At 34.0% G+C, this 16,025-nt stretch carries 16 protein-coding genes; 7 read left to right on the forward strand and 9 right to left on the reverse strand.

Translation table 11 applies throughout. The annotated features are described in order from the left end of the window. Window positions 1-27: 27 nt before the first annotated feature. Both C6H17_RS10410 and C6H17_RS10415 read right to left on the reverse strand, forming a co-directional pair. Complete coding sequence (locus C6H17_RS10410; RefSeq protein WP_104731435.1) at window positions 28-1,599, reverse strand: 4-hydroxythreonine-4-phosphate dehydrogenase PdxA; 1,572 nt, start codon at window positions 1,597-1,599, stop codon at window positions 28-30. Between the two features lie 13 nt (window positions 1,600-1,612). Then, window positions 1,613-2,131 carry a hypothetical protein gene (locus C6H17_RS10415; protein WP_005219990.1) on the reverse strand — a complete coding sequence of 173 codons (519 nt, stop codon included), beginning with the start codon at window positions 2,129-2,131 and terminating at the stop codon, window positions 1,613-1,615. A 107-nt stretch (window positions 2,132-2,238) separates the two neighbouring features. On the opposite strand from C6H17_RS10415, the gene C6H17_RS10420 reads away from it, so the two are divergent. Further along, window positions 2,239-2,937 carry a hypothetical protein gene (locus C6H17_RS10420; protein ID WP_005219991.1) on the forward strand — a complete coding sequence of 233 codons (699 nt, stop codon included), beginning with the start codon at window positions 2,239-2,241 and terminating at the stop codon, window positions 2,935-2,937. A 55-nt stretch (window positions 2,938-2,992) separates the two neighbouring features. On the opposite strand, the gene C6H17_RS10425 is transcribed toward C6H17_RS10420, so the two are convergent. After that, the gene (locus tag C6H17_RS10425; protein WP_020995806.1) at window positions 2,993-3,442 is read right to left on the reverse strand and encodes a hypothetical protein; all 450 of its coding nucleotides are present in this window, start codon (window positions 3,440-3,442) and stop codon (window positions 2,993-2,995) included. Between the two features lie 84 nt (window positions 3,443-3,526). Then, window positions 3,527-4,213: a hydrogenase nickel incorporation protein HypB gene (hypB, locus tag C6H17_RS10430; protein ID WP_020995805.1), complete on the reverse strand. Its 687-nt coding sequence runs from the start codon at window positions 4,211-4,213 to the stop codon at window positions 3,527-3,529. A gap of 145 nt (window positions 4,214-4,358) precedes the next feature. Here hypB and C6H17_RS10435 point away from each other — a divergent pair, with 145 nt between their 5' ends. Beyond that, window positions 4,359-5,711, forward strand: coding sequence for a phospholipase A (locus C6H17_RS10435; protein WP_020995804.1), 1,353 nt, complete (start codon window positions 4,359-4,361; stop codon window positions 5,709-5,711). Between the two features lie 197 nt (window positions 5,712-5,908). On the opposite strand, the gene C6H17_RS10440 is transcribed toward C6H17_RS10435, so the two are convergent. Beyond that, window positions 5,909-6,742, reverse strand: coding sequence for a hypothetical protein (locus C6H17_RS10440; RefSeq protein WP_005219994.1), 834 nt, complete (start codon window positions 6,740-6,742; stop codon window positions 5,909-5,911). Window positions 6,743-6,861: 119 nt separating this feature from the next. On the opposite strand from C6H17_RS10440, the gene C6H17_RS10445 reads away from it, so the two are divergent. The 5 genes from C6H17_RS10445 (at window position 6,862) to hisG (ending at window position 11,206) form a co-directional block, all read left to right on the forward strand. Next, entirely contained in the window at window positions 6,862-7,893 is a 1,032-nt protein-coding gene (locus C6H17_RS10445) for a thiamine-phosphate kinase (protein ID WP_020995803.1), read from the forward strand. 134 nt (window positions 7,894-8,027) lie between these two features. Further along, window positions 8,028-8,738, forward strand: coding sequence for a hypothetical protein (locus C6H17_RS10450; RefSeq protein ID WP_005219996.1), 711 nt, complete (start codon window positions 8,028-8,030; stop codon window positions 8,736-8,738). Beyond that, window positions 8,738-9,910, forward strand: coding sequence for a hypothetical protein (locus C6H17_RS10455; protein WP_005219997.1), 1,173 nt, complete (start codon window positions 8,738-8,740; stop codon window positions 9,908-9,910). The genes C6H17_RS10450 and C6H17_RS10455 overlap by 1 nt, the downstream gene beginning before the upstream one ends. Window positions 9,911-9,948: 38 nt before the next feature. Next, on the forward strand, window positions 9,949-10,584 hold the full coding sequence (locus C6H17_RS10460; protein WP_004084942.1) for a type III pantothenate kinase: 636 nt from the start codon (window positions 9,949-9,951) through the stop codon (window positions 10,582-10,584). A 10-nt stretch (window positions 10,585-10,594) separates the two neighbouring features. After that, window positions 10,595-11,206, forward strand: a complete 612-nt coding sequence (gene hisG, locus C6H17_RS10465; RefSeq protein ID WP_005219998.1) for an ATP phosphoribosyltransferase — start codon at window positions 10,595-10,597, stop codon at window positions 11,204-11,206. Window positions 11,207-11,680: 474 nt separating this feature from the next. On the opposite strand, the gene C6H17_RS10470 is transcribed toward hisG, so the two are convergent. The 4 genes from C6H17_RS10470 to C6H17_RS10485 form a co-directional block, all read right to left on the reverse strand. After that, window positions 11,681-12,379 carry a pirin family protein gene (locus C6H17_RS10470; RefSeq protein ID WP_005219999.1) on the reverse strand — a complete coding sequence of 233 codons (699 nt, stop codon included), beginning with the start codon at window positions 12,377-12,379 and terminating at the stop codon, window positions 11,681-11,683. A 248-nt stretch (window positions 12,380-12,627) separates the two neighbouring features. Further along, window positions 12,628-14,130: a ribonuclease Y gene (rny, locus tag C6H17_RS10475; RefSeq protein ID WP_005220000.1), complete on the reverse strand. Its 1,503-nt coding sequence runs from the start codon at window positions 14,128-14,130 to the stop codon at window positions 12,628-12,630. Beyond that, complete coding sequence (locus C6H17_RS10480; protein ID WP_005220001.1) at window positions 14,127-14,759, reverse strand: 5-formyltetrahydrofolate cyclo-ligase; 633 nt, start codon at window positions 14,757-14,759, stop codon at window positions 14,127-14,129. Before C6H17_RS10480 ends, rny begins: the two co-directional genes overlap by 4 nt. Before the next feature lie 157 nt (window positions 14,760-14,916). Continuing rightward, entirely contained in the window at window positions 14,917-15,354 is a 438-nt protein-coding gene (locus C6H17_RS10485) for a ribonuclease H family protein (protein WP_005220002.1), read from the reverse strand. Window positions 15,355-16,025: the final 671 nt, after the last annotated feature.

The raw sequence follows: 16,025 nt of genomic DNA on the forward strand, positions 1-16,025 counted from the left end.
ACGCAAACCTCCACTTTAAGATCAAATCTACATATTCACTTGACACAAGAATCTAAAACTTTCAAGATAGCTTTCCATGCTTATGTTATTATTTGATTGATAGGCTTTATCAAAGCATGTGCCATGATCTGGGCTTGTGCGTAATATGGGGAGATTTAAGCTTACATTAATACTTCTATCAAAATAGAGTGCCTTAAGTGGGGCTAATCCGCTATCATGATACATTGCGATAAATATACTATATCTTTCTCTATTGTGCGGGATAAATGCAGAATCTGGGGCAATAGAGCCGATAAAGACTTCAGCACCAATTTCTTTATTTATAATCCCTATACACTCATTAATAATCATGTCTTCATGTCCCAATACGCCATTATCACCTGCATGTGGATTAAGCCCTAAGACTGCTATTTTTAACTCTTTTTTGGGTTGCAATGAGTGATTATGTGGTGCAATCTCTTGTATAGAATCTTGTGGCTTTTCTATTATAGTTTTTTCAATATTTTTTTCATCATAAAGCAGTCGTTTAACTAAATTTGCATTAATCGCATTTTGCTTTAAAGTGTTTGAAGAGAGTTCTTGCAAGGATTCTAGCTGGATTTCTTTAGAATCTTGTGTGCCATGCTTGGTGTCATTTTTTGGTGTTTGTGTTGTTTGCAAAGGTGTAAAAAGTGTGCTATAAGCCTTGTAAAAATCCCTAAAAAATTGTAAAAGTTTCTCTTTGTGTATCAAGCTTGAAACCTTGCTTAAGGGGATATGATCGGTAAAAAGTGCGACAAACATTTCCTTGCAGCCAAGCATCATAATCGCTTCTTTTTGGAATCTATGTCGCAAATACTGCGTATGTCCAGCATACTCTATACCCGCTAGCTGCCATGCGTATTTATGGATAGGCAGTGTAACTAGACTTGCCTCATGCTCTATGCTTAACTCTACTGCCTTCTCAAACGATTTAAAGCTATAAAGCCCGCTTTTAGCACAGATTTGCCCTGCCTTTATTATCTCATCATCAAAAATATCTTGCATATTAAGCGGGTGGATATACATATCTTTTGGAATCTGCAAAGCTAACTTTTTTGCCGCACACTCCAACACTTCAAAATCTATGCAATAAATAGGTTTGCAATACGCTGCAATTTCTGCATGATTGCGTAAAATAAGCTCTAGTCCAATGCCATTAATATCCCCAACTGATACATACACTAGCCTTTTTGATTCTGTGCTTTTATCTTGCTTTTGTGTATTTTTGGGATTTTTTGCTAAATCTTTTGCAGCGTTTATGTATGGATTTTTTGTGCTATGAATGAGTGCTTCTGTCTCTAATGAATGCAGGGTTTTTGACAGATTTATCGCTTTAGAATCTTTATCTTTCATTAAAGAATCTTTTATGGGGTGTTTTTGTGCTGTGCTAGTTTCTAATCTTTTTATAGATTCTATTTTATTGATAGAATCTTGCTTTTTAGAATCTGTATTTTGCTGCAAAGATTCTAGACTTTCAAGCGTATTTAAAGACTGCAAAGTCTCGCTTATCTCATCGCTATTTGTGCTTAAGTCTAGGCTATCTGCATTTAATAAAGCGTTTAGATTCTGATCTCTCATACTCTTTCTTTAGTTAGAAACAATACTGCTCAAAGCTTGATTTTAGAATAGTCTGCCCTTCTTGTTCTTCAAACTCTAAGAGTTCTTTACCGCAAAGATTATCATCTTCTATCCTTGTATTTGTGATAGATAGCTTTCTATCCCCACTCCAAATATACATAAGCACATAGCCCATACGATCTTCATTGCTATCCGCCCTATAAGCCTTATTCATCTTTGGCAATTCCTTATGCAATATACTAGACCCAAAGCTATCTTTTGGGTGTGCTGTGATATAGGCATTATACACACTCTCTATTGTTTGATTTGGGAAGATAAAGGTCTCATACTCTTCACCAGATTTATAATGCTTTTTTAGAAAAGACCTTTTTTGCTCCAGTGTCTTTAGCTGCTGCGGATAGAGAATCTCAAATACTTTTGTGCGTGTCGCCTCTAAAGTCGTCAATTTATCACCACCAGACTCCGCAAAACTTGAAACAGCCAGCACGCAACATAGACTAAAACCACATGCAATTTTCTTAAAATACGACATAGACACACCTTTTTTTATTAAAATAAAGTCTTTATTATAACGAAAATAAAGCGTTTTTGCAGTATTTATTGCTATGATTGCATTTTATATTTTATGGAAAGGTATGTATGCAAACTCTACTTTTTTATAGTGTTAGAATCTCTCTTTTGTTTAGTGTATTTATATTTTGTGGTTGCACTTTTTATGTATTTGACCCGCAATATTACAAAGCTAGAAAATACTCAAAAGAGTATAGTGGCACTTATGTATTAAATAAAGCTCTATATGATGAAATCATGCAAAAACAAAAAGATTCTAAAGATACCAAAGCAGAGAATCTAAAACTAGAAGAAAAGATCTACTCACAAATAAAGCATAATAAAAATGAGTTATGGCTACAAAAAAAGGAACATTATTTAGAACTCGCATATAAACATAGTGGCTATTATAGTGAAAAGAACGCGCAAAGGCTCTTTGTGCTTGATACAATCAATAGTCAAAAAGATAGGATTCTAAGCAATGGATATGCCTATTATAGCGGTGCATATAGCACTGATATTGCAGTAGAAATACCACAAGTTTTAAGGGAGAAAATCGGCGGTCTAACTGATAAAAATATGAAATTTCAGCAAATAATCTATCCGCAATTTTTCTATATCGATGATAGCGGCAAAGCCCATATCATATCTCTTGGAATCTTATATCGCTATGTCAATATAAATAGAGTGTATGGACTAAAAGAAGATTCAAATATTGATAGCGTATTTGCAAATGGCGAATGGCTCTATTTGCGTAAAAATAAGGTGAGATATGTGGATTTTGAGTAGGTTGAGTAATGATATATAAAATTATGAAAAAACAGATTTCATGATATAAGATATCTCACTTATAAAAACTCCCAAGAAAGCGGCATTCCCCAAGGAATATTGCTAGAGCATAAAATGCTATATACACGCAAAGCGTGATACTTAAGCGATAGTATTTCTTAAAAATAAGAATGGCAAGTATAAGGCTATATAAGAGCATTTGCACAGAAAAAGAAGCCTCAAAGTTATAATTTCCCGCAATACGAAGAGTGAATAGTGGCACAATATACACGAAAGCAAAAATAAGGAACGCTTTTATATTATGCTTATAGATTCCATTGCTGATAAAAAAGAGGCAAAAAATACCATAAGAGATTAAAAGACTAGCTTCTCCACAGAGATTAAAAGCCAAAATCCCACCCCAAAAGAGCGTAGTATAAAAAAGCCACTTAAGCTGAAAACTAGTGATAGAATCTAGCTTTTTTCTTTCATTTTTTGGACATTTTTCTTGTTTGCTACTTGACATAAAACTCCCTATAAAGACCAGTAATAATAAATATTTCCTAACAAAAAAACTAAAAGAATCCTATTCAAATAAACAATTTTAGCATTATTTAAATATATGATCTGTTCTGTATCCCCTTAAGGCTAGGGTTTGGAAATACTCTTTTAACTTCTCAAGGCTTTCCTTAGAATCTTTGCTAATCTCCATAATCTCTACACCATGTCGCAAGGTTTCTAAATCACTTTTCACCTGCTCTGTTTTAAAGCCAAAATACTCTTTCATCTCTGCCTTTGTAATAAGCACAATATCAGCACACAAAAACATAGATGGATATTTTAGCACCTTATCATCGCCCTCTGGCACACTAAGCAACACAACATTTACATTCGCTCCCAAATCATAACTCGCTGGACACACAAGATTGCCTACATTTTCTATAAACAAAAAGTCGCTTTGATTAAATCTAGAATCTTGCATGAGTGAGGGCAGTATATTTGCTACCATGTTTGCTTCAAGATGACATGCCTCACCTGTTGTGATTTGCTTTGCTAATACGCCTTGTTTTTCTAGTCTATCAGCATCTCTATTGGTCTCTAAATCCCCCTCAATCACGCAGAATTTAAAGTCATCAAACTTGCTTAAAGATTCTAAAAGTGTAGTCTTACCGCTTCCTGGGCTACTCATAAGATTTATCACAAACTTATTATGCGTATCATAAATGCCCCGCAATTCCTGTGCTTTTCTATCATTCGCACTTAAAACTCGCTCTTTTATCGCAATAACTTTTTCCATACATTTCCTTTCAAAAAACTCTAATTTTAACAAAAAGATTCTAATAGATTATAACTTTTATTTTTTATTGTTATAAATGTAGTTTATAGAATCTAAAACATGTTATAATCATAAATTTTACATAAAATTTACTTTAGGATATACAATGCGTATTATTAAATATGCCTTTTATCATTTTGTGCTTACCTATCATATTCTACAAGCACATGCTAGTGATAATTTTATGACTTGGATAACTTCGCAAAATCAGCTATATATAATGGGGAATATGGGGAGTTTAGATCCTAAAAATCATCATACTAAGCAAAGCGAAGTATCTAAAGACTTAGAATCTAAAAGAGATTTTTTGCCTACGGCTCAAAATGACAAGATACTAGTTTCTCTACTAACAAACCACGCAAACAAAACCACAAATTCTAGCGGTTGCTCTCTGGCTTTGGACGGGCTTTGGCTGAATTATGATGGTGGGAGTTATCTAAGCAATATGACTATCCATCATAATTCGCTCAATCGCCCAAATTGTATAGACAAGGGCAAATCTTTACAGAATCTAGATTCTGTAAATTACGCCCTAAACTCCGTAGCCCACCCAAATTTAGCACAGAATCTAGAATCCAAATCAGAAAACACCACCCTAACAAAGCTAAAAAATCACTTTTTCGATATAGACACTTATAAAGAACGCACAAAAAAAGCAGAGAAAAGCTATACAGATTTTATGAGAGTATTGGAACATGAGGGGACTTACTTTGTGTATTCATATAGCTTGCCACCTTTTGGAATCTATGGGAGTAATATACCTAGCGAATTGAAGTTTCAAGTAAGCTTTAAAGTGCCGCTTTGGCGAGGGGCGTTTTGGAGTAAAGGCTCACTCTTTTTTGCTTATACGCAGACTTCATGGTTTCAGCAGTTTAACTTTCGCTATTCTAATCCTGTGCGAGATTCAAACTATAAGCCATCAATCTTTTATTCCTATCCAGCCGATTGGAATCTTTTTGGTGGCAAGGGCGGTAAAATCAAGGAATTACGCATTGGTTACCTGCATTTTAGCAATGGTATCGGTGGTGATGAGTGTTTGAGAGATAGCAACAGAAACCCTTTAACTCCAGAGAAATGCCGCTCAAGAAGCATGGGAAATAGAATCATGCTAGAACTCATTTGGGAAAAAGTTATGAAAAACTCTACCTTTGGCATACATATCACGGCATGGCCCTATATCCCAAAACGCAAAGATAACCCAGATATTAGTCTCTACATGGGCTATGCAAACGCAAGACTTTATTACAAGCATAAAAAGCATTTTGTTGAATTGCATGTAGCACCCATTATTAGCGATTATACACGCTATCATGGCTCATTGCAGCTTGGTTATGCGTATGAGGTGAGTAAGTTTTTCGCAGTGTATGGGCAGTATTTCTATGGCTATGCAAATAGCTTGTATGAATACAATATACCAGCACATCGTATAGGCATTGGCATAAGGGCAACGGGATTTTAAGCATAATGTTTAGATAAGATTCTAGATTCTCTACCATTTGGGTGGGTGCAAATTTATAAAATCTAAATTCTTTGTCATATTTGCAAGTGTGGGCAAGAGCTTTGCTCGTGCGAGTGCGTAAGCACGAAATATCTTGTTGAGATTCTATGTTAGACACTTTGCTTTGCTTAGTGTGACAATTTTTAGAATCTATAAATCTATTTTGGCTCAAGCGCCCTCAATTCAAGGACATCTCTTTGCAATGTAGCATTATCTAGTCTGCTTTGCTCTACCTCAAGACGCAAGGCATTTCTTGTTTTATGTAGATCCCATAATACTTCAAGCGAAGTAGAACCAAAGAATAGATACACAGCATAGCTGCCTACCACAAAGGCAATACACACTAAGCTTATAAACACTCGCTTAGAATAGACTAGATATTGCCATCTATATTTTTTAGGTTTTACTTCATTATGTGATTTTTGCAAGATTATATTGTCAAATAAATCTTCTTTATTGAGTTCTTCTGTGTGAATCTCTTGTTGTGTATTATGAGAATCTTTAGATATTTGTGTAGTATTAGATTCTAGTATCTCTTCTTTTAAATCATGCGGCACATTTACTTCGTGTAATAAATCTGTGCTTGAATCACTTTGTGTTTCGTTTAGATTATTTATAATATTAGATTCTATTGCTTCATTTATATCTGTATTTTCTTGTTGTGCTTGTGATTCTAACTCATTTATCACTTCATTATTAAATGCTATATTATCAGGCATAGATTCTATAATTTGTGTAGAATCTTTGGAATCTAGCACAATATCATTAAGAATATCTTGTGGGGCATTATCGTCTATATCATTTTGGTTTGTATCTAAATCTATATTATTCAAATCATTAGATTCCATAGAATCTACTTGAGAGTTAAAAGAATCTTCTTGTATAGATTCCATATCTCGCAAGGCTTTTATATTAGAATCTTGTGGAGACATATCATTATTTTCTTGTGTGTTAATATCGCTTAGTAATGTATCGTTTTTAGAATCTTGCATATAAAATTTATTCCTAATGGCTTTTATGCGGTATTATAACATGTTTTTAACATAAACATTAAATTGTCCTAATATGCAATTATCATCAACCCATAACTCTAATAACTTAAAGGGATACTATGGATAAAGAATCATATTTTTTAAACCTTTTAGCACAAAGTGGTATCACACAAAATCTAAATGATGATTGTGCTTTGCTATCACCATTACTTTCTAAGGATAAAAGATATATAATTGCGGCTGATAGCTTTGTAGAAAACATTCATTTTAAAATGTCTCATAAAGATTCTAATTTTTTGCACCCTAAACCCTGCCACTACTCAAATGAAATAGATTCTAAAGTCTTGTCAAAATACACAAAAAGCCCTACCCCCACCCATAAAGATATAGATTCTAAAAATAAATGGCTAAGTTATGAAAACCTAGCAAAAAAGGCTTTTCTAGTCAATATCTCTGATATATTAAGCTCTGGGGCATTACCGCAATACGCCCTACTCTCTATCGTGCTACATAAAGATATGAAAAATACGCAGATAAAAGAAGTAATACAAGGCATTACAAGCGTTTGCAAGGAATATAACATTAAACTCATAGGCGGCGATACAATGTGTGGCAGGGAACTCTCATTTCACATCACAATAATAGGTCATTTAATAGGTAAATATCTCCATAGAGACAGGGTAAGAAATGGCGATTTACTCGCCTATACAAGTATAAGAAAAGGTAATCTAGGCAGCAGTTTTAAAACGCTAAAAAAGCTACTACGATATGGCACAAATAAGCATATTCTGCCTCGTCATGTTATAGAGATGACGCATAGAGACAGCCGCTTTGCCCTACCCTTTTTACGCATGGCTTTCCTTAAAAAATCACATAGATTGCTTCATGCTTGTATGGATATTAGCGATGGATTAGCAAATGAGATAAAAAGGTTAGAATCTCAAAATAAACTCACGCTACTGCCCTACTCTACCCTAAAAAAAGAAGTGTATCAAAGCGGGGAGGAATACGAGCTATTATTTAGCTTTAAAGAAAAGAATCTAACTGCCTTGCAACGCATAGCAGATTCTACACGGACACAAATCCATGTTGTAGGAAAATTTGGTCGTTATAAACCGCATTTTTTTCACACAATACAATGGCATACATAAATAAGAAAACTTAGCAAGAAAATACGCATGATATAGACTATAAAGCTATTTTGTTGAAATTCTTATGCTATTATTCCAAATTTAACTCTAAATCATTTAACTAGAATCCTAAAATTAGAATCTTAAGGCTTAACATGTCAATCGAAAAAAATCTCCATGATGTAAAAGATAAGCTTACAAAAGACCAAAATCTACTTGTAAGTGCATTTAAACTTGAAACATTCTATAAAAAATACAAGAATTTTTTATTCCTTGCCATCGCATTATTAGTGCTTTTTGGTATATATATGGGGATTAGAGCCTACACAGAACATAGGACAAACTCACAAGCAAATGAGCTAATGAATACCTTGTATAGCAAAAATCTCACCGAAGAAGACAGAAAGAAAACAGAAGAAACACTTGCTACAATAAAGCCGGATTTATATGATTTCTATCGCTATACGCAGTTACAGAATCTAAGCCTATTGCAGTTAAAAAGCGATGAAAATCTTGCTGTTTTAGAGCAGTTAAGCAAGTCAAATAATGAGCTTGTTGCTACACTCGCTAGTTATCAATACGCAGTATTTGGCGAAAAGCTAGAGTTACTTGAGAATTTTAAATCAGATTCTATGCCGATACTACGCGATAGAGCAAGATTTCTAGCCGCATATTTATATATGCAAAATAATAACACGCAAAAAGCGAGAGAGATTCTAGAATCTATCCAGCCAAGAGATAATAATAAACTTGTCGCAGAAATGGCAACTTTACTCAAACACTATGGTGTGAGTAATCAAGACTCAAATACACAAAACACAGATTCACCAACAAAAGAAGATAAAGCAACAGAGCAAGGACAATAATGTATCAAACACTTACTTCATATCCCATTCACATTTCTAAGACTCTGCATATTTTCAAACACATCTTAGACAATCTCAAGCCAAACTTCATAAAAGTATCATATTGTATGATTATATGTTTGTTGCTTGTATTTTATAGTGGTTGTGATTCTCAAAAAGATTTCAAGCCAGAGCATATTCAGGGTAAAATCGAGTTTAATGGCAAACTAGAAAAGCCTCTAGCAAGTAGCAATCAAGCAAGTGCTAAGCTAAAAAATAACGCAGTCATTACAGAAAATGGCTTATCAAATATCACGCTTAATGAGAATGAAAACTTGCTTTATGCAGACTCTAAACAATGGCTTGTAAGCAATGGCTGTGCTGAGCTTCTCATTATCCCGCTATTACAAGACAACAATACGATAAGCCTTGATAGACCAAACGCAAAGGCTATCGCTACAAAAGGCTGCATTGTAAGTGCAAGCATAAAAGATAATCTAGTCGCTGGTGTGCTTGCAAGTAATACGCTTTTTCTTTACGACCTTACAAAAGATTCCTTTAATTTCCAAACAAAAGAGGAATCAATCTATGCTATCTCATCAAAGCATGCAAATCCCGTTATCCTTGACACACTAATTGTTTTCCCAACACTTGATGGCAGACTAAATACAATCGATATAGCACAAGGCAAAAGTGTAAAAAATATCATTGTAAATACAGAAAAATTTCTAAACAACATTATCTATCTCAAAGTAAAGCAAGATGAGCTAGTGAGTGCCACACATAAACGCATTTATACACTTATTCGTGGGGAATCTTATGGCAAAGAGCTAGAAATCCGCGATATTTACTTTGATGGGACACATATCTATGCCCTAAGTCTCAATGGCACAATCTATCAGTTTGATAAAACCCTAGCCACACTTCAAAGCGTAAAATTACCTTATGCGAATCTCAATGGGATTATCATCAAAGATAATCATTTATACACCTTTGATAATAGCGGTGGATACCTGATTGATTTATCACTCAAAGATTTTAGCTATGAAGTCTTTAAGCTAAAATTTGGCATGGATAGATGGTTTAGCAAACGCGTTACAATGTTTTACACACAAAATATTTTATATATCAACGATAAGATTCTAGATTTTAATAAAACGCTAAATAAAATCATGAATGAAAATAAGAAATAAACATTATTTAAAAGAGCTGTAAGGAAAGGAGGTTTGTAATGGCGAGCATTGTTTTATGTGATATAGGCAATTCTTTTTTGCATTTTTATTATGCAGGTAGAATCTGGCGAGAGAATCCAAATAATATTTCTCTAAAAAAACCTCATATTCCAATCTACTACATTAGCGTAAATCCAAACTTTGAGAAAAAGCTATTAGATTCTCATAAAACTTGCATTAATCTTGAAAAATTCATACAGCTACAAGGCGTATATCAAGGCTTAGGGATTGATAGAAAAGCAGCATGTAAAGCCATTAGCAATGGGGTAATCGTTGATGCAGGAAGTGCTATCACTATTGATATTATGGAGGATAATCAGCATGTAGGCGGCTACATTCTGCCCGGCATAAGCTCATATCAGCATCTCTATCAGTGTATATCCCCTGCCCTACATGTCCCACTTGATTTAAGTGTGAATCTATACGCACCACCACGCAGCACAAAAGAGGCAATAAGCTTTGGAATCTTAAAAAGCATTATACTCATGCTAAAGCATACTACACAAACCAAAAAAATGTATTTTACAGGTGGTGATGGTAAATTTTTTGCTAAATATTTTGAAAACAGCATATTTGATAATACCTTGATTTTCAAAGGTATGCAACAAGCCCTAAAAGAAAATAATATAATTTAAAAGGACATATATGCTTACGATCGCACTTCCAAAGGGAAGAATAGCAGATGAGACCTTATCGCTTTTTGCAAAGATTCTCAATAAAAAAATACAATTTGATGACAGGAAACTTGTTTTAAAAGATGAAAATTTCACATTCTTACTTGTGAGAAACCAAGATGTGCCAACCTATGTGCATTATGGAGCAGCAGACTTAGGCGTCGTAGGGCTTGATGTGCTTGAAGAACACAAAGATATTGATGTCGCAAGGCTATTAAATCTTCAAATTGGTAAATGCAAAGTCGTGCTTGGGAGTGAATGCGGCAAACCTATAAACTATCTCAAACCCCGCATAAAAATCGCTACAAAAATGACAAACATTACCCAAAACTTCTTTTCTGCTCGTGCTATCGCCGTTGATGTTATAAAACTTTATGGCTCAATAGAGCTTGCCCCATTAGTCAATCTTGCAGATGGCATTGTCGATATAGTGGAAACAGGCAGCACCATGAAGCAAAATAATCTACAAATAGATGAAGTCATTATGGAATCAAGCGCCTATCTAATCGCAAACACAAATAGCTTTTTTGCCAATAAAAACAAAATCTTACAACTACAAGAACATTTAGCAAAAATACTATAAAACTAGTTTTGCTTTTATATGAATATAATCTTAGTAAAGCCTAGTTTAGTAAGACTCTGCAACAAAGAGCAATTAAACATCATTTATCAATATTATGGGGGAGGGTTATAAAAATCTATAATCAAAATAGTAATATTGATGACAACACTTTTACACAAAAAAGATAAGCCACAATCAGCAACTTGCATGAATACTAAGCAATTGAGTGATGCAGAATTAAAAAATATCATTTACTTGTCGATAACACGATGGAAATATATATTTGAGTTTATCGTAACTTGATGCTTATTATCTTAAATTCTATCTTCAACTGATTTAATTGTTTTATACAAATATTGTTTAAGAGTATTTTATATTTTTTGTCGTATGGGAATTTATGTCATTTTACTACATTAATATAACAAAACATTCGTATTGTATGCTATATTATCGTAAGTTTGCATTGTTAGAAGCTATACAGCATAGACTTATTAATTAAGGCAAGTCAAAAACTAGCACTTCATTATTAGAATCTAAACCTTTGAGAGTAAAGCTAGATTCAGAGCAGCACATCACACCATCACTTGTTTCTATGATAAAGGGCTTGGTTTGGCCAGATTCTATTTCTAGTTTGCCACGCACCACTTGGATATACGCCTTGCGACCACTTTCAAAGCTAAAAGTCTCATTTGCAATATCCCTATACAGCCATAACCGCATATCTTGATACACTTTTAGAGAATCTTGCTCAGCGTTTGGGGACAAAATAAGTGTTTTGCCCTTGCTTGTGTCAAAGGCTTTTTGCTCATATCTTGGCTTAATGCCTAGCTCATTTGGCTGAATCCAAATTTGATAAAAATGCAACGGCTCGTCTAAAAGATTAAATTCTGAATGCGTGATACCACTGCCTGCACTCATTATTTGAAACTCCCCGCTTGGCACACGCTCTTCATTGCCCATACTATCCTTATGTGCGATTGTCCCGCTTAGCACATAGGTGAGAATCTCCATATCCTTATGCGAGTGTGTCCCAAAGCCCTGACTTGGCTCTACCCTGTCTTCATTGATGACACGCAATGCACTAAAGCCCATAAACCTTTCATCATAATATCCTGCAAAAGAAAAGCTATGATAAGTATCAAGCCAGCCGTGATTAAAATGCCCTCTTTCATTTGCTTTGCGTAGTGTTAGCATATTAAATCCTTTGTGTAAAACTATTATCACACTATATTATCTAGGCAAATAGCATATAAATCTGCATTGTTTTAGGAGCTATTTTTACAAAAATGTGATTTTATGTAAAAATATGTTGCATTATACAGACGCAAATAATAAAATATTTAATATTATTGAAGTGAATTTTATGTGATAAAAAGCAATCAATAAACTTCGCAAATCTAAACAATCTTAGAATCTTATATGCTATTTAGCGTATAAGATTCTCATGCATACGCCACAGCGCGCATTTCTCGTATTACATTAACCTTTATTTCGCCCGGATATTGTAATTGCTGTTTGATTTCATTTGCAATTTCTCTAGATAATACAACACTCTCTATATCATTTACTAAATCAGCTCTTACAATTACTCGTATTTCTCTACCTGCATATACCGCATAGGCTTGTTTTACGCCAAATTTCTCCATAGCAATTTTTTCTAAATCTCTCACACGATTGATATAGCTCTCATTTGCTTCATTTCTAGCACCCGGTCTTGCCGCACTTAATGCATCTGCCGTGCAGACTGCACTACATTCAATGCTTTTAGACTCTTCGTGTCCGTGATGTGCGTATATGGCATTAATTACAACAGGATCTTCATTATATCTTAAACATATATCAGCACCCAAATCCACATGGCTACCACCTTGTTCATCTGTGAGTGCTTTGCCAATATCATGCAGGAGTCCCGCTCTTCTTGCAAGTTTTACATTGCCACCTAACTCACCTGCTATAATCCCTGCTAGTCGTGCCACTTCTAGTGAATGTTGCAAAGCATTTTGCCCAAAACTTGCACGATACTTTAGCTTTCCTATGAGTTTTTTAAGCTCAGATTCCACATAGCCTATGCCAAGTTCTAGTAAAATCTCATCGCCTTCTTGATAGAGTTGCTCTTCTGCTTGTGCCTTTACTTTTTCATACACTTCTTCAATGCGACTTGGGTGTATCCTGCCATCTTGCATGAGAATTTCAAGTGTCCTTGTCGCTAAAGCCCTTCTATAAAGGCTAAATGAGCTAAGTGAAATCTCATTAGGCGTATCATCAATAATGAGATTCACACCGCAAACCATCTCAAAGGCTTTAATGTTTCTCCCCTCTTTGCCAATGATTTTACCTTTCATCTCATCATTTACTAACCGCACATTATTCACCAATCTATCGCTGACAAACTCTCCTGCAAATCGCGTAGTCGCTTGTGCGATAATATAGTTTGCCTTGCGTTTTGCTTCAGCCTTTGCCTCTGTCTCATAGCGGCGGATAAGACTAGCCCTCTCTTGTATCAGCTCATCTTCTAGATTTTTTAATAGAATCTTTTTTCCTTCTTCTTTTGTTAGAGCAGTGTAATCTTGCAAAAGAGATGAAAGCTTTATTTTTTCTTCTTGACATCGCTCTAATATTTTTGCTTGTTCCTCTTTTTGCCTTAATACTTCCTGTTTTGCATGATTTATTATCTTATTGTTTTCTTCATGTTCTTGTATTATTTTTTCAAGCTCATTCTTACGCTTTGCAAGTTTTTTATTGAATTGTTCCTCTTCTTCTTGCATTTTTACATGTTTATTGTGCAGTAACTGCTCTATTTCGGTTTCTAATGCCTTAATTTTTGCATTATTTTGCTCAATACACAAAAGCATTTTGGCATAGGAAAACTTCCTTGCAACAAAAAAAGTGAGAAATGCAACACAAATAGCGGTCGCCCCGCATGAGAGTAAAACAATAGGAGTCATTTATACGCACTCACATACATATCTGCTTGTATATCATGCCATTCACATAATGACTTACTAGAAATATGCCGCAATCTACTCACAAAAATACTATAAGGTCGCACCTTTAAAGTTTCATAAAATCTATCATACATACCTTTTCCAAATCCTATTCTTTTCATATTTTTATCAACGCCAAGCACTGGCACAATAGCAATGTCTATTAATATATTTTTATAAATCTTGCAAGTTTTTGGTTCATAAAGTCGCCAATGGGTTTTTACCAAAGGGAAACGATATTTTACCATGTTAAAGCTTGTTTTTTCAAGTTTTGGGACAAATACCTGATATTTTTTATCCTGTTTTAATTTTGCCAAAATATGCGTAATATTTACTTCAGTAGATAGTGGAATGTAGAGTAAGACATTGCATTCTTTTGCTTTTGATTGCATATAGAAAAGTTTATTATTGCGTTTTATCTTGTAGGTTTTTGGCTTTTTGTAGCTTGTTATGTGTGTATATATTTTTTTCGCACAAAGCTTATCATAAATGCAGAATCTCTTTTGCATTTTTGCTTTTATTTTTGTGCGAAATTCTGTTTTTGAATCTATGGATTCTGTATGTTTTTTAGCTATGAGATTTTTTTTCATTGTGTGTTTATGCCTTATTTTGATTTTAAATGATATAAAATCTTAATTACTTTAAACATAACATAGGGAGTCAAATATTAAAATTCATGTATGTTAAAGGAAGATATTTTTAATGCACTCAAGCTTTCTATGAGATTTTACAGCACGAAATAAGATTCTACTCTGCATAGAGATTTGCATTTTCTCTTGCGACTTTATCGCAGTGTTCATTTTGTGGATGTCCATTATGTGCCTTAACCCATTGTGTTGTTATAGTGTGCTTTGCTCCTACATGTATATATTCTCCCCATAAATCCGTGTGTTTTACATCTTTAAAACCTTTTTTTTGCCAATTTGGAAGATACTGTTCGATAGAATCACATACATACTTGGAGTCGCTTACAATGACTACACGGCAAGGTTCAGTAAGCATTTTTAATCCCTCTACAACCGCCTTAAGCTCCATGCGTCCATTTGTGCTATATGTCTCACCACCACTTACTTGCGTGTGAAAAACTCTACCATTTGGGGCTTTATACTCAAGCAGGGCACAATACCCACTAGCCCCCGGATTCCCTAAACTTGAACCATCTGTGTAAAGAGTAACTGATTTCATACTTTGCCCTTTATCATAAGCTAAATTTAAAATCGGCAGATTCTAAGAAACACTTTTATTATAGAATCACCGCTTTTTTATTAAGATAAAGCTGAGAAACTTGTTGTGCTTTGATATAAGTTGCAATCAAGATTTACCATAACTTTAACTTTTTAACACACACTCAAAAACACACCAACACATAAAAGCCTTAAATCAAAGGTTTTTAAACTTTGTTAATGTGTGCGTATGCCATTATATTGCAAACAAAGTAAAACTTTATCGAGTAGTCAATTCCTTATAATTCCACATAATCTTTTATTTTAATCTAAAAAAGGTTTACATTGTTTTAACTTATTAAGGTATGTTTTATGTGCTTAAAAGGCATATAAAACTACACAATAAAAGCTTATAAAATCCATTAAGTAGAGAATGCAAAATTTAAAGCATTATTTGCTTATGTAATTTTAATTTGTATCAAAGCTTTAATTAATTTGTAATTTTGCATTGCTTAGTTTGTAACACTTTGTAAAGTGAAAATGTAATATATATAATCACTAGATAAAAATCATATAAAAAAGGCTTGTATTTTAAGTTATTAAGGGTATTTTAAAGACAGGAAAGAAACACAATTTTAAAACCTTATCATACACCATAATCAAAACTGAAATCTTTAGAATATGTGTTATTTT

The sequence above is a fragment of the Helicobacter rappini genome (assembly GCF_900198625.1).
Taxonomy (GTDB): domain Bacteria; phylum Campylobacterota; class Campylobacteria; order Campylobacterales; family Helicobacteraceae; genus Helicobacter_A; species Helicobacter_A rappini.

Bases quoted from the DNA above. Each gene is read 5' to 3' on its own strand.
- C6H17_RS10410 (WP_104731435.1), bottom strand. From the start codon at position 1,599: ATGAGAGATCAGAATCTAAACGCTTTATTAAATGCAGATAGCCTAGAC.
- C6H17_RS10415 (WP_005219990.1), bottom strand. From the start codon at position 2,131: ATGTCGTATTTTAAGAAAATTGCATGTGGTTTTAGTCTATGTTGCGTG.
- C6H17_RS10420 (WP_005219991.1), top strand. From the start codon at position 2,239: ATGCAAACTCTACTTTTTTATAGTGTTAGAATCTCTCTTTTGTTTAGT.
- C6H17_RS10425 (WP_020995806.1), bottom strand. From the start codon at position 3,442: ATGTCAAGTAGCAAACAAGAAAAATGTCCAAAAAATGAAAGAAAAAAG.
- hypB (WP_020995805.1), bottom strand. From the start codon at position 4,213: ATGGAAAAAGTTATTGCGATAAAAGAGCGAGTTTTAAGTGCGAATGAT.
- C6H17_RS10435 (WP_020995804.1), top strand. From the start codon at position 4,359: ATGCGTATTATTAAATATGCCTTTTATCATTTTGTGCTTACCTATCAT.
- C6H17_RS10440 (WP_005219994.1), bottom strand. From the start codon at position 6,742: ATGCAAGATTCTAAAAACGATACATTACTAAGCGATATTAACACACAA.
- C6H17_RS10445 (WP_020995803.1), top strand. From the start codon at position 6,862: ATGGATAAAGAATCATATTTTTTAAACCTTTTAGCACAAAGTGGTATC.
- C6H17_RS10450 (WP_005219996.1), top strand. From the start codon at position 8,028: ATGTCAATCGAAAAAAATCTCCATGATGTAAAAGATAAGCTTACAAAA.
- C6H17_RS10455 (WP_005219997.1), top strand. From the start codon at position 8,738: ATGTATCAAACACTTACTTCATATCCCATTCACATTTCTAAGACTCTG.
- C6H17_RS10460 (WP_004084942.1), top strand. From the start codon at position 9,949: ATGGCGAGCATTGTTTTATGTGATATAGGCAATTCTTTTTTGCATTTT.
- hisG (WP_005219998.1), top strand. From the start codon at position 10,595: ATGCTTACGATCGCACTTCCAAAGGGAAGAATAGCAGATGAGACCTTA.
- C6H17_RS10470 (WP_005219999.1), bottom strand. From the start codon at position 12,379: ATGCTAACACTACGCAAAGCAAATGAAAGAGGGCATTTTAATCACGGC.
- rny (WP_005220000.1), bottom strand. From the start codon at position 14,130: ATGACTCCTATTGTTTTACTCTCATGCGGGGCGACCGCTATTTGTGTT.
- C6H17_RS10480 (WP_005220001.1), bottom strand. From the start codon at position 14,759: ATGAAAAAAAATCTCATAGCTAAAAAACATACAGAATCCATAGATTCA.
- C6H17_RS10485 (WP_005220002.1), bottom strand. From the start codon at position 15,354: ATGAAATCAGTTACTCTTTACACAGATGGTTCAAGTTTAGGGAATCCG.